General features: G+C 67.9%; 10 protein-coding genes. 6 read left to right on the forward strand and 4 right to left on the reverse strand.

The window, feature by feature from the left end:
• The first annotated feature begins 14 nt into the window (after window positions 1-14).
• Window positions 15-2,402: an ATP-binding cassette domain-containing protein gene (locus Acor_RS33590; protein WP_155340798.1), complete on the forward strand. Its 2,388-nt coding sequence runs from the start codon at window positions 15-17 to the stop codon at window positions 2,400-2,402.
• A gap of 34 nt (window positions 2,403-2,436) precedes the next feature.
• Here the strand turns inward: Acor_RS33590 and Acor_RS33595 are convergent, their stop codons facing one another.
• The 3 genes from Acor_RS33595 to Acor_RS33605 form a co-directional block, all read right to left on the reverse strand.
• Complete coding sequence (locus tag Acor_RS33595) at window positions 2,437-3,486, reverse strand: M48 family metallopeptidase (RefSeq protein WP_170317204.1); 1,050 nt, start codon at window positions 3,484-3,486, stop codon at window positions 2,437-2,439.
• A 319-nt stretch (window positions 3,487-3,805) separates the two neighbouring features.
• Window positions 3,806-5,521, reverse strand: a complete 1,716-nt coding sequence (locus tag Acor_RS33600; protein ID WP_155340800.1) for a glycoside hydrolase family 9 protein — start codon at window positions 5,519-5,521, stop codon at window positions 3,806-3,808.
• A 114-nt stretch (window positions 5,522-5,635) separates the two neighbouring features.
• Window positions 5,636-6,070, reverse strand: a complete 435-nt coding sequence (locus tag Acor_RS33605; RefSeq protein WP_155340801.1) for an Rrf2 family transcriptional regulator — start codon at window positions 6,068-6,070, stop codon at window positions 5,636-5,638.
• A gap of 124 nt (window positions 6,071-6,194) precedes the next feature.
• Here Acor_RS33605 and Acor_RS33610 point away from each other — a divergent pair, with 124 nt between their 5' ends.
• The 5 genes from Acor_RS33610 to Acor_RS33630 all read left to right on the forward strand — a co-directional run bounded on the left by Acor_RS33610 (window position 6,195) and on the right by Acor_RS33630 (window position 11,503).
• Window positions 6,195-6,950, forward strand: coding sequence for an SDR family NAD(P)-dependent oxidoreductase (locus Acor_RS33610; protein ID WP_155340802.1), 756 nt, complete (start codon window positions 6,195-6,197; stop codon window positions 6,948-6,950).
• A 73-nt stretch (window positions 6,951-7,023) separates the two neighbouring features.
• A complete protein-coding gene (locus Acor_RS33615) occupies window positions 7,024-8,061 on the forward strand; it encodes an ArsR/SmtB family transcription factor (protein WP_155340803.1) in 1,038 nt (345 codons plus the stop codon).
• A 264-nt stretch (window positions 8,062-8,325) separates the two neighbouring features.
• Window positions 8,326-8,823, forward strand: a complete 498-nt coding sequence (locus tag Acor_RS33620) for a maleylpyruvate isomerase N-terminal domain-containing protein (protein ID WP_155340804.1) — start codon at window positions 8,326-8,328, stop codon at window positions 8,821-8,823.
• Between the two features lie 24 nt (window positions 8,824-8,847).
• Window positions 8,848-9,942, forward strand: coding sequence for an alpha/beta hydrolase (locus Acor_RS33625; protein ID WP_155340805.1), 1,095 nt, complete (start codon window positions 8,848-8,850; stop codon window positions 9,940-9,942).
• A gap of 703 nt (window positions 9,943-10,645) precedes the next feature.
• Complete coding sequence (locus tag Acor_RS33630; RefSeq protein ID WP_246239497.1) at window positions 10,646-11,503, forward strand: hypothetical protein; 858 nt, start codon at window positions 10,646-10,648, stop codon at window positions 11,501-11,503.
• A gap of 118 nt (window positions 11,504-11,621) precedes the next feature.
• On the opposite strand, the gene Acor_RS33635 is transcribed toward Acor_RS33630, so the two are convergent.
• Window positions 11,622-12,677: a DUF418 domain-containing protein gene (locus Acor_RS33635; protein ID WP_155340807.1), complete on the reverse strand. Its 1,056-nt coding sequence runs from the start codon at window positions 12,675-12,677 to the stop codon at window positions 11,622-11,624.
• Between the last annotated feature and the right edge of the window lie 321 nt (window positions 12,678-12,998).

Below are 12,998 nucleotides of genomic sequence, written 5' to 3' on the forward strand. Positions count from 1 at the left end.
CAGATGGAGACAGGATGACCATGTCCACGAGGACGGACGCGCAGGCGCCCACGCTGCACGCGGCCGACAGCCACGATCTGATCCGCGTGTACGGCGCGCGCGTGAACAACCTCAAGGACGTCAGCATCGAGATCCCGAAGCGCCGGCTGACGGTGTTCACGGGTGTCTCCGGCTCGGGCAAGAGCTCGCTGGTGTTCGGCACGATCGCCGCGGAGTCGCAGCGGCTGATCAACGAGACCTACAGCGCCTTCGTGCAGGGCTTCATGCCGACGCTGGCGCGGCCCGAGGTCGACGTGCTCGACGGGCTGACGACCGCGATCATCGTCGACCAGCAGCGGATGGGCGCCGACCCCCGTTCCACCGTCGGCACCGCCACCGACGCCAACGCGATGCTGCGCATCCTGTTCAGCCGGCTCGGGCAGCCGCACATCGGCTCGCCCAACGCGTACTCGTTCAATGTCGCCTCGGTACGGGCGAGCGGTCCGATCACGATCGACCGCGGCGCCAACAGCACGACCGTGAAACAGTCCTACAGCCGAACCGGCGGCATGTGCACGCGCTGCGAAGGCCGGGGCTCGGTCACCGACTTCGACCTCTCCCAGCTGTACGACGACAGCAAGTCGATCAACGAGGGCGCGATCACGATCCCCGGCTACAGCGTCGACGGCTGGTACGGCCGCATCTTCAGCGGCTGCGGTTTCTTCGACCCGGACAAACCCATCAGCAAGTACACCAAGAAGGAGCTCCACGACCTGCTCCGCAAGGAGCCGACCAAGATCAAGGTCGACAACATCAACCTGACGTACGAGGGCCTGATCCCGAAGATCCAGAAGTCGTTCCTGGCCAAGGACGTGGACGCGCTGCAGCCGCACATCCGCGCCTTCGTGGAGCGGGCGGTGACGTTCACCATCTGCCCCGAGTGCGACGGCACCCGCCTCAGCGAAGCGGCGCGCTCGTCGAAGATCAGCGGGATCAACATCGCCGACGCGTGCGCGATGCAGATCAGCGACCTGGCCGACTGGGTGCGCGGCCTGGGGGAGCCGTCCGTAGCGCCGCTGCTGGCGACGCTGCGGCAGACCCTCGACTCGTTCGTGGAGATCGGGCTGGGTTACCTCAGCCTCGAACGGCCGTCGGGCACCCTGTCGGGCGGCGAGGCACAGCGCGTCAAGATGATCCGCCACCTCGGCTCCTCGCTCACCGACACCACCTACGTCTTCGACGAGCCGACCACGGGCCTGCACCCGCACGACATCCAGCGGATGAACGACCTGCTGCTGCGGCTGCGGGACAAGGGCAACACGGTGCTCGTTGTGGAGCACAAACCGGAGACGATCGCGATCGCCGACCACGTTGTCGACCTCGGCCCCGGCGCCGGTACGGCAGGCGGAGCCGTCTGCTTCGAAGGAACCGTCGAAGGACTCCGCGCCAGCGACACCATCACCGGCCGCCACTTCGACGACCGCGCCGCCCTCAAGGAGACGGTACGGACGCCCACCGGCAAACTGGAGATCCGCGGCGCGACCTCCCACAACGTGCGCGACGTCGACGTCGACATCCCGCTCGGGGTGCTCGTCGTCGTCACCGGCGTCGCCGGGTCAGGCAAGAGTTCGCTAATTCACGGGTCGGTCTCCGGCCGTACTGGTGTGGTGGCGATCGACCAGGGCGGGATCCGCGGCTCGCGACGGAGCAACCCGGCGACCTACACCGGCCTGCTCGACCCGATCCGCAAGGCGTTCGCGAAGGCCAACGGCGTGAAGCCGGCCCTGTTCAGCGCCAACTCCGAGGGCGCCTGCCCCAACTGCAACGGCGCCGGCGTCATCTACACCGACCTGGCGATGATGGCCAGCGTCGCCACCACCTGCGAGGAGTGCGAGGGGAAGCGGTTCGAGGCCTCGGTGCTGCACTACCACTTCGGTGGCCGCGACATCAGCGAGGTGCTCGCCATGTCGGTGACCGAAGCCAAGGAGTTCTTCGGCGCCGGCGAAGCCCGTACCCCCGCCGCGCACGCCATCCTCACCCGGCTCGCCGACGTCGGGCTCGGCTACCTCAGCCTCGGCCAGCCGCTCACCACGCTGTCCGGCGGCGAGCGGCAGCGCCTCAAGCTGGCCACCCACATGGCCGAGAAGGGCGGCGTCTACGTCCTGGACGAGCCGACCGCCGGCCTCCACCTCGCCGACGTCGAGCAACTGCTCGGCCTGCTCGACCGTCTGGTCGACTCCGGCAAGTCGGTCATCGTCATCGAGCACCACCAGGCGGTCATGGCCCACGCCGACTGGATCATCGACCTCGGCCCCGGCGCCGGCCACGACGGCGGCCGAATCGTCTTCGAAGGCACCCCCGCCACCCTCATCGCCGCCCGCTCCACCCTCACGGGCGAACACCTCGCGTCCTACGTCGCCTGACCGAAGAAGGACCTCTGGGGTCACCCAGAGGTCCTCAGTAATTCGAGGTGAGTACGGCGTGAGCCGCGCGGGCGCGGACGGCCGTCAGCTCGGTTTCGACGGCGGCGATCTCTGTTTCCCGGAGGGTGATCGCGGCTTCCTGGGGCGGTCGTTCGTCGGCGAGCCGGATACGCAGGTGGGTGGGCGGGTGGGTCGTGTCCACCGATGCCATGTGCAGGGCCGACACTCGCAGTCGCCGCAGGCGTTCGGTTTCGGGGATCGAAGTGATGTACTCCCGCAACTCCTGCCACAGATCGAAGTCGTCTCCCCGGCGGGAGTTGATGCGGGAAGAGCGCGTTTGCCGGCGAATGACCGTCTGGCGTTGGAACAGGTGCTCCACGCTCTTGTCGAGCACCAGTGCCTCCAGCATGGATCGGGTCGCCGCCGACGAGGCGACGCGTGCGGCCAGGTCATCCGCCAGGTATTCGGCGCGCTGGCCGGTGCGCAGCGTGTAGCGGTGCAGCAGGAGCAGGATCAGGCCGGTGAGCTTGTGGGGAACGATCAGCAGCAGTGTGGCGGTCGCGTTGCCGATCATGGTGAAAGGGTCTGACTCAGTGGTGAAGGTTCTGCTGGGCCGGGTGAACTCGTACCAGCTGGCCAGCGCCTCGGAGGCCGAGTGGAGCCACAGGCCGCGACGGCTGTCGCCGTTGCGGGCGTGCCCGAACTCGTGCCCGAGTAGTGCGACGCGTTCTTGAGGAGTCAGCACCTCCCATAAGGCCAGGCCTATGGTGAGGACGCTGCGCCGGCGCAGGCCGGTCTTGCCGTAGCTGGCGTTGAATTCCGGGGCGACGCGGATCAGATCGACGGGCCGCACGCCCAGTTCGGCGGCGACTCGGTTGGCGATGCCGTACAGGTGGGGTGCTTCGGTTCGGTTCAGTGACCATTCGTCGCGCCGGAATCGGCCCAGGCGCGGACGGAGCAGAACGGCGGTGGCGAAGCCCACCACACCGAGGAACCTGATCAGGAAGGTCCCGTTGACCAGGAGCCAGACGGAACCCGTTGCCAGGACGGCAGTGGTCAGGTGCACCGCGCCCGCGATGGTCATGGCAGTGAACCATGCCCCGTCGCGCCATGGGCGTGAGGTCGCTTCGCCGGAGATCTCCGCGTACAGCCGTTCGACGGCCGCGCGGTCGGCCGCCCGTCGTGCGTCCTGCCGCCGGGCGGAGCGTCCGCGCTGAGCGTCGGGCGCGGGACCGAGGTTCCCTTCACATGCGGGACACCAAGTGACGAACCGTGGGTCCGCCGAGGCACGGGTGGAGCAGGAACAGAGGCTGTCAGCCGAGGCAGCGGGCAGCGATGTCATGACGGAGATCATGCCGTATGCGCACATCTCTCCTGCGCGCGTCGGAGAACATCGTGGTTGGTCAGTGGGCGGAGGCGACGGCGAGGAGGAACCAGCCCGTGTGCGGGATCCATTGTTCGGCCCAGCGCCAGGAGTCTCCCGGGGGTGCGTCGGGCGGGAGGAAGGCGATGTCCTCCTCGTCGCTCCAGCCGGAGGTGATCCCGTTGACGATCCCGCCGGGGATGTTCGGGAAGTCCGAGGTGTAGTCGGGGTTGTTGCGACCGCGTCCGTGGATCATGGAGGCGTCGAAGGGGTTGCGGCCGGTGATCCAGGCGAGTTGGTCGTCGGCGAAGGCGTTGAGCCGGTGGCGGTCGGGCTCGGTGACGTTGTCGAGGGCGGCGCAGGCGCACGCGGCTGCGGCGAGTGAGGCGATTGTGGCGTTTTCGCCCTGCCACCAGTAGCCGGTTTCGTTGGCGTGCGGGAAGAAGAAGGCGTCCTTGGGTGCCGCGTCGGCTGGCTGGACCCGCTGGCGTGGGTATCCGAAGGGGTTGGCCACGGCGTAAGTGCGTTCCAGCGTGTCGAGCATCGCGCGCAGAGCCACGTCCTCGGCTTGCGCGGCTTCGGGAGAGCCGGGCAGGACCTCGGCGAACCTGAGTAGTGCCAGCACCGGGAGGCCGGCTTCGGCGGCGTGGAAGAACGGGCGCTCCTCGGCGTCGGCGACGAACCAGCCGGGGGCGTTTGCGGGCCGGGTGTAGCGTGCCGCGAGCGTGCGGGCCCGGCGTCTGGCGGCCTCGGGTGCTCCGTCGGCGACTCCGGCCGCCACCAGCTCGGCGGCGGCCAGCAGTGCCGCGTAGTCGTCGACGATGGATTCGGTGCCGTCATCGAGGTAGTCGAGGTTGTGCTGTTCGAGGTGGGCGAAGCCGAGCCGGGCCGCGGACAGGTACTCGGCCCGGGTGAAGTCGCCGTCGTCGTCCTGCGTGGCGGCTCGGGCCAGGGCCGCGATGGCCAGCCCGCCGCCCTGCCGGTAGGCGGCCTGGTAGCGGTCGGTGCGTACACACTCGGGCAGCGGCGCGGTCACCACCCGTTCCTCCAGGCGCTTGGTCAGCGCGTCGAAGATCCCGGTGTAGAAGCAGCCTTCGGCGGAGCGGAATCTGACCAGGAAGTCGGTCCCCCACAGCGCCTCGTCGCGCAGGCGTGCACCGAGCGAGCGCACCAGGGCGGGGTGGCGTACGGCGATGGCGTCACGCGCGGCCAGCATTGCCCAGGCGCACAGCGGAATCTGCTGCGGGCTCATCGTGCGCGTATAGGTCAGATGGCTGAGGAACTTGCTGGTGTCACCACTCGCGTCGAGCCACCCACCGCGTGCGTCGACGGTGGCGCCGGAGTCATCACCCCAGAACGCCGCCCGGCGATCCTTGCGGTCGATCTCCCCGCTGGAACGCATGGCCTTGAAATAGGCGAGCACATCGGACATGGTCTGACGCTGCAAACGATCGGCCGCGACGACGAACGGCTCACCCTGCACGCTCCGCCCATCAGCACACTCCACCTGTACGGCATAACCCCCCGGCCCCAATTCGTCGGGAAGCTCCACCCGCGTGTACGGTCCAAGACTCCAGCCGGGCACCTTCTCGACCGGCCCAGCTGTCAGCGGGCGAGGCGCCGACCCGTCCGACGGCACCAGCAGGACCCGCGCGGGCGGCGCACCGTCCGGCAGAAGCACCACGACGGCCTTTGAGCCGGCCAGGCCGTAGCCGAGGTGGCCGGCGTGGACAACGGGAGTATCCCTTGAGCGCACCTGCGACCGCCCCCTCCATCGTGCCGCGAAGATCGCGTAGAGGATATACACACCACGCAAGTGCGCCAGCGGCGGCGACTCAAGCTCATCACGGCCGTGAGCACGCCGTATGTACTAGCGAGGTGCCGCGAGGACGTCTCGGACCACGTCCTCCAGCGTGACACGGGCCAGCTCGTGCCGCAGGGTCTCCTCGATGCCCTCGTAAATGCCCTGCATGGCCGGCTGGATGCCGTACCCCACCACGCATCCCTGGTCAGGGGTGGCGCGGTGCATCGCGAACAGGGGGCCGGGTTCCACTGCCTCGTACACGTCGAGCAGGGTCATCGACGTCAGTTCGCGCGCCAGCGACCAGCCCGCGCCGACGCCGCGCCGGGACTCCACGAGCCCGGCCTTGCGCAGCTCGCCGAGGAGCCGCCTGATCACCACGGGATTGGTGTTCGCGCTGCTCGCGATCTGCTCGGAAGTGGCGACCTCGTGGCCCTGGCGCTGGTAGAGGCTGATCCAGGCCAGCGCGTGGGCGGCGATGGTCAACCTGCTGTTGGCGCTCATGAACCCTCTCCTCTTGGCCGCAATGCTACGACCGCACAGTCGTAACAGCAAATGTTGCGACTAGGATGTCGTAACTACTAGTGTTACGACTTTCTTTGGAGGATCGATCAGCGAGGTGGGAAGAATGAACAAGCCGCTCACGGGCAAGGTCGCCCTGGTCACCGGAGGGTCCCGCGGGCTGGGAGCCGCGACCGTACGGCTGCTGGCCGAACAGGGCGCCGACGTCGCGTTCACCTATGTCAGCTCCGACAAGCAGGCGCAGGCCGTCGTCGACGAGGTGCGCGGCAAGGGCGCGAAGGTCGCCGCCTTCAAGTCCGACCAGGCGGACCTGGGCCGGGCGCCGGCGCTGATCGACGACGTGGTCGAGGGCTTCGGTGGCCTGGACATCCTCGTCAACAACGCGGCGATCTCGGTGGAGCAGGGCCGTACTGTGGACGACCCGGACGTCGACACCGCCGCGCTGGACCGGATGCACGCCACCAACTACCTCGGCGTGATCGCCGTAATCCGGGCTGCCTCCCGCGTGCTGCGTACGGGCGGCCGCATCATCACAGTGAGCTCCGGGCTGGGCACCCGGGTCGGCGTCCCGGGCCTGGCCGACTACTCGGCGACCAAGTCGGGCGTCGAGAGATACACCATGGGCGTCGCGCGGGATCTCGGCCGCCGGGGCATCACGGCCAACGTCGTGGAAGCCGGACTGATGGAGAGCGGCATGCAACCGCCGGATCCCGAAACCCTCAAGGGCATGGTCAGCTCGCTGTCCCTGCAGCGTATGGGCCACCCCGACGAGATCGCCGCGGCGATCGCCTTCCTGGCGAGCCCCGCCGCGTCGTACGTCACGGGCGCGGTGCTGGACGCCCACGGCGGCTACAACGCATAGGCTGGCTCCTAAATCGTAGGAACTGACCGATATCGGGTTGTTCGTCAAGCAGCCCTATCGGGAGCCGGGTGGTATGCCGATCATCGTCGCCGGGCTGAGGTCGCTTCAGCGTATTCACGTCGTTGTGGCGCCCTTGATCGAACTCGGGTCCGCGTTGCACGTGCTGGGTCAGCCGAAGCATCACGGTCGTGAGGAATGGGCGCAGAATGTGCTCGCGGGCATGAGCCCTGTTCTCGCTGAGCAGTCACGGACGTGGGCTTGGGCGACTCAGGCGATCCGCGCGACCCCGTTCGTGCGCGTCACCGGGAATTCGGACCGGAATGACTTCTCCGGGCAGGTTGAGCAGATGCGGCGGATTCCGGCGCGTGAACTCGCGAATCAGTTGCTGCGGCCGGTATCGGGTGCCGGAGATCCGGCCGCGGCCCGTAAATGGGGAAAATCTCGGGGCCCGGCCGTCACCGCTCTGGTCGACGCGCTGATCGATCAGCCTCAGGCGGCGGTTGGGCGCTTTCTGGACTTTCTCGCGGCCACCTGGCAGGAGTGGTTTCGCGACGAGTGGCACACCGTACAAACGGATCTTGTTTCACGAGCACGGCAGATCGAGGACATTTTCCAACGTTTCGGAGGGTCGGCTGGTCTGGACTGTTTGGACCCGGCGGTGAGCGTTCGCGGTAACAGCGTTGTCATCGCCAAAGTCCAGAGCAGACGCCACGACGTCTCCCGCCGCGGCCTGGCGATCGCTCCGAGCGCTTTCGTCCACCCGCATGTGTACGTCGCGAACATCCCAGGTCAGCCGCTCCTATTGATCCACGACGCCCACCCCGATCAGGGCGTGGTGCCCTCGGCCCCGGCTGTACTCTCACGGCTCACCGTTCTCGCCCACGCGGGCCGCCTGGAGGTGTGCCGGGCGATCGCCAGCGAGCCGCGAACCGCCGGCGAGATCGCGGCTCTGTGGGGCATGGACCCGAGCCAGGTCACGCGGCATCTTCGCGCCCTGGCGTCCGCCGGTCTGGTCCGCGCCAGACGCCAAGGGCGTTTCGTCCAGTACGCCCTTGAGGTGGAGGCGGTCGAGTCGGTCGGCGTGGACCTCGTCCGGCTCCTCCTCCGCTGACACCGCAGGACGATTGCCGAACATCGTCAGTCCACTCGCCATCCCGACCGGCGTGCCCTTTGCTCTCGGGGGGACACGTCCTGGCCGTGGACGGACGTGACAGCCATGTCCTGCATGAATACGGAGCACGATCGTGAGTACAGATGGAAGCGCGTTGCCGCTGGGGCCCACCAGGACGGCGGCGGGCCACCGGGCCGCGAAGGCCGCATCGTGAGTACGGATGAAAGCGCCTTGCCGATGGGAAAGGCCGCCCGGAGAGTCCGCGTGGATCGGGGACTCCTGCTGGCGGAGGTCGCGCAACGCTCGGAAGAAGACCTGATTGCCGGATACAGCGTCGCCGGCGGCCCGCTCGGCGACTTCTGCGAGTCGTTGCGCGACCTTGTGGCCCATGTGCTGATGTGGGACGAGATCAACCTGGCGGTGCTCACGGAGGCGCGGCTCGGACGGGCGCACTGGAGCCTGCGATCAGCGTGGGAGACGCGCGAGGCGGGCCAACTGCTCAATAAATCGGGTGTCGCCGCCGGCCGTGACCTTCCCGTGGACCTGCTGACAGATCGCTACGCCGCAGTCCAGGAAGCGCTCCTCGCCGAACTGCGGAGTTACGGCGAGGACGGATGGCGGGCTCCGACCGGGCTCGGGCATCCGCAGGCGACAAGCGTCGGATCGCTGGCGCAGTACGTCATGTCGGTGCCCAACGCGGCGCCCTACTGGCACGCCGCCATCCACCTCGGCCGGCTGACCGCCGTCGAGGCCGCGCGGTAAGGCGCGGCCCATTCTCACGTTGGGGTGATCAACATTCTTGCTCGTACGGTACGTGACGCGCGATTCGCGCCGGAGACCTCGGCCCTCCTCGACCTCATCGGCCCCCAGGCGGGGCCAATCACCTATGACGACCTTGTCGCCGACCGGGCGAGCCCGCCCGACCCCGAAGTGGCCGGGCACGCGGAACCCGTCCGGGTCCGTACTGACCTGCTGCTGGTTCGGGGGGAGAGCGATGGGTTGCTGCCTTGGGGGGAGATCGACGGGCTGTTGCTCCGCCGGGACACCGACGGGCTGCTGCTTCGCGGAGAGAGCGACGAGCCGCTGCCCCACCAGGAGACCAATGAGCCGCTGCTCCGCGGGAAGACGCCGCTGCGCGTCCGGCTGTATCGGCACGCTGTGGAGACACCGCGCCCGCTGCTCCTCTGGCTGCACGGCGGCGCCTTCGTCGGCGGGTCGCTTGCTGACGTGGACGTGGCCTGTTCGGCGCTGGCCCGGCGGGCCGGGGTGAATGTGGCCTCGCTTGACTACCGGCTTGCCCCGGAACATCCGTTTCCGGCGGCCCTTCACGACACGTACGACGCCTTCCAATGGCTGGCCGCCAACGGTGCCGCGATCGGTGGCGACGGGCGTGTCGCGGCCGGTGGGCAGAGTGCCGGTGCGAATCTCGTCGCGGCCGCCTGCCTGCTCGCCCGCGATCGTGGCGGTGCTCAGGTGCTGCGGCAGATCCTCTGCTACCCGGCGCTCGATTTCGGCCGGGACACCGAGTCGAGCCGGCTCTTCGACGGCGTCCTGCTAGATTCCAGTCTGGAAGAGTGGTACGAGGCCCAGTACCTGGCCGGGCAGCCCGTCACGCCCTACGCCGCGCCGCTGCGCGCGCAGACCGTCGAAGGGCTCCCGCCGGCGCTCATCCTCGGCGCCGGCCGCGACCCGCTGCGCGACGAGGCTCGCGAGTACGCCGGACGGCTGGACCAGGCGGGAGTGGACGTCAGCTACCTGGAGTACGAGGACACGATGCACGCGTTTCTCAACTTCCCGGGAGCGCTGTCCGCTGCGGGGCAGGCGATCCGGGACATCGCCGATGACCTCGGCCGATTCTTCGCCACCAACGACCGACCGTGAGTCGCGAGCGCGGATCCTCCGTCTGAGCGAAATCAGCACGGCCGGAAGCCCGCAGCCCTGAGCGCACGGTGAAGCTTTCATCGGCCACACCCTGATTTCGGCCGAGTGCGTCGCCTTCCTCGTTCCTGGTGACCGCGAAACAGCATTCCCAATGGCGCCCCTGCGCCTTGTTTTATGCCTGACCGGATCGCGACCCTTAATCGTCCTGCTGGACGGGTTCCCGATTAGAGAATAATCTCCTGGCGCTCCGCACTCCTGAATGGGATGAGGTGTGAATTGACCGCACGGTCGAGCGGACGTCGATCGCCCTGGCTGTCGCGACATCGGTCGCCGCTCTCGTGCCGATCACCCCCGCACACCCGACATACGACTCGGACCAGCCGGTCAACGTGCGGTTGAGCGCGTCCGCCGGAGCCGGGCGTCAGCTAATTCGCCTGGCACGGTACCGGTACTCGCTGTGGTAGCAGGCATACCCAACGCCTTATGCTTATGCATTGAAATTTCAACGACCCGGCATTGCTTTTATTCCCGTTAATAAATCGCCAGTCCGTCGGCCCGTAATATCGCGGTACCACAAAAAGTGGTCAATTATATTGTAAGTCCGGCTGTGGCGGCACACACTCGGTGGCAAGCAGGCCCGCCCCCAGAATTAGGAGCCGCAATGGACCGAGCCGTAATCGTAATTCCCAGGCGCAGTAAATCAATGCTCCAGCGCCTCGCGTCCGCCGCCGTCGCCGTGCTCGCCGTGACATTTCTCTGCGTGCCACCCGCCACCGCGCTCGCGCTGCCGACGCCGAAGGATCTGACCTCCTTCCTCGACCTCGAATGCTTCAAGACCAGCCCGTACCAGCCGCCGGCCACCACACTCACGCTGCGGCACATCAACCCCGTGCTCGGCAACCTGCCGATCGAGACCGTCACCCTCGGCCAGCGTGAGCAGCTGTGCGTTCCGGTCGCCAAGAACAACCAGATGCCGCCGTCGCCCGCGCTCGACTTCATCAGGTTCATCGACCTGGCCTGCTACAAGATCTCCGGCGCCACGGTGACCACGGGCCTCGTGCTCAGCCACCTCAACCCGCTGTTCCAGACCCTGCCGCGTACCCAGATTTCGATGAACACGCCGCAGCAGCTGTGTGTGCCGGTCATCAAGAACAACGTGGCGCCACCCGCCGAGGTGCTGTCACTTATCCGGCACATCGACCTCAAGTGCTACGCAATCACCCCCAACACCCTGCTGAACCAGCAGCTGTCGCTGCGTCAGCTCAACCCCGTCCTGACCCCGGTGATCCCCACGCACGGCGCTCAGATCCTGGCCGCCCGCCAGCTGTGCGTCCCGGTGCAGAAGGCCGGCGACAACATCCCAGCCCAGGTGTTCAACATCGTCCGATGGATCGACCTGGAGAAGTTCGACCTCTCCACCCCGGCGCTGCCGACGGTCTCGCTGACCCTGCGGCACATCAACCCCGTCCTCGCCGGCCTCCCGATCGAGCAGGCCACCCTCTCCGGCGCCAGCCAACTGGCCCTGCCGGTCGCCAAGAACGGCAACCTCCCCCCGGGCTGACCGGGGCTTTCCCACCCATCCCGCACCCTGACCGTTAGGTAGCGACTGGGGCCCAGGGCCAGATTGCCTGGGCCCACGCTCGACAGCGCCTGAGCCCGGCGGTCAGGGGTGCGGCTGGTCAGGGGGTACGGCGGAAGGGCGGGCGGTGGGCCAAGGTGGCCCAGCGCCAGAGCCATTCCAGGGGTCCTTGGCGGTAGCGGCGCAGCCAGAGTGTGGACACCAGCCATTGCGGGAGGAGGATGGCTCCGGCGATCAGGACAACCGTCGTTTCGGACCAGCCGTCCGGTGAGCTGCCGATGAGGCGGGTGGCCAGCAGGACCAGGATCGTGGCGGACAGGTAGTTGGTCAGCGCCATCTGGCCCAGTGGCGCGAACGCTCCCCGGAGCACCGGCCGGAGCGGCGTTTTGAGCAGAAGCAGTAGGGCGCACACATACGCACCCGCCATCAGCAGTCCGGCGACGGCGAACCAGGAGCCGAAATCGGCCCTGCCGGCGGCCCCGGACTCGATCTGCTGCCACACCGCGGGCACCGCCCCGGCCACGAAGGCCAGGCCCAGCGCGGCCGGGACACGGGCGGAGCCCTCGAACCTGTCGATCACGCCGTACCGGGTCAGTGCCGAGCCGAGCAGGAACAGGCCGGGGACCAGCGGCACGCCGTTGCTGCCGAGAATCACCGGCGTCACGATGAGGACGGCGGCGAGCCCCGCGACGGCCGAGCGCGGCAGCCAGGTCGAGGGCAGCAGCACCACCAGGCCGACGACGGCGTAAATGGTCAGGATGTCCCCCCACCACAGCAGGAGCATGTGCGCCAGGCCGATGGCGAGCAGCACCAGGAGCCGCCGCAGCAGGAGCACTCGCGGGCGCGGGACACGGCGTCCCGCGGAGTCCAGCAGCAGCGAGAAACCGATGCCGAACAGCAGGGAGAACATCGGGAAGAAGCGCTGGTCGACGAAGAGCCCCACGCCCAGCCAGGAGTCATCCGGGCTCGGCGGCGCCGCATAAGCTGCGAGCGATTCGGTGTCGAGCATGTGAGCGATCGGCTTGACGTTGGCCAGCAGGATTCCGCACAGGGCGAACCCGCGCAGAACATCGAGAGCGGCGATACGCGGCCGGCCGGAGGCGGTGGTCGTGGCCTCCGCGGCTGCCGGCGTCAGGGGGAGCGTTTCGGGTGGCATGGGCCTCATCCTGCGGCCCCGGGCACTGAGCCCGGATCGGTCGAAAGAAGGGTTCACGGCGACCTGGACCGTACTTCCGGTCGTTTCAATGGGCGGGTGGTCTGGCGGAATCCGTTCTCTGATCGGTTTCCCTCCAGCGTTGTGTCCACAAACCTTCGCCGAGTCGCCGCACCGGCCTCGGCGATCGAGGTGAGGCAGTGGGTCGGGATCGCCGTCCGCGGTGCCGGTAGGACGTCTCGAAATTGGGCACATTTGTAACGTCGGCGGCAGCTATGTCGGTAATGTCTGAAGTGTGATCTTTGTTGCGTGAAACGACGGTAA

Source organism: Acrocarpospora corrugata, from assembly GCF_009687845.1.
Taxonomy (GTDB): domain Bacteria; phylum Actinomycetota; class Actinomycetes; order Streptosporangiales; family Streptosporangiaceae; genus Acrocarpospora; species Acrocarpospora corrugata.

What these genes read in the sequence shown, in the direction of transcription:
- Acor_RS33590 (WP_155340798.1), top strand. Translation starts at nt 15, where the DNA reads ATGACCATGTCCACGAGGACGGACGCGCAGGCGCCCACGCTGCACGCG.
- Acor_RS33595 (WP_170317204.1), bottom strand. Translation starts at nt 3,486, where the DNA reads ATGACCATCGCGGGCGCGGTGCACCTGACCACTGCCGTCCTGGCAACG.
- Acor_RS33605 (WP_155340801.1), bottom strand. Translation starts at nt 6,070, where the DNA reads ATGAGCGCCAACAGCAGGTTGACCATCGCCGCCCACGCGCTGGCCTGG.
- Acor_RS33610 (WP_155340802.1), top strand. Translation starts at nt 6,195, where the DNA reads ATGAACAAGCCGCTCACGGGCAAGGTCGCCCTGGTCACCGGAGGGTCC.
- Acor_RS33615 (WP_155340803.1), top strand. Translation starts at nt 7,024, where the DNA reads ATGCCGATCATCGTCGCCGGGCTGAGGTCGCTTCAGCGTATTCACGTC.
- Acor_RS33630 (WP_246239497.1), top strand. Translation starts at nt 10,646, where the DNA reads ATGCTCCAGCGCCTCGCGTCCGCCGCCGTCGCCGTGCTCGCCGTGACA.
- Acor_RS33635 (WP_155340807.1), bottom strand. Translation starts at nt 12,677, where the DNA reads ATGCCACCCGAAACGCTCCCCCTGACGCCGGCAGCCGCGGAGGCCACG.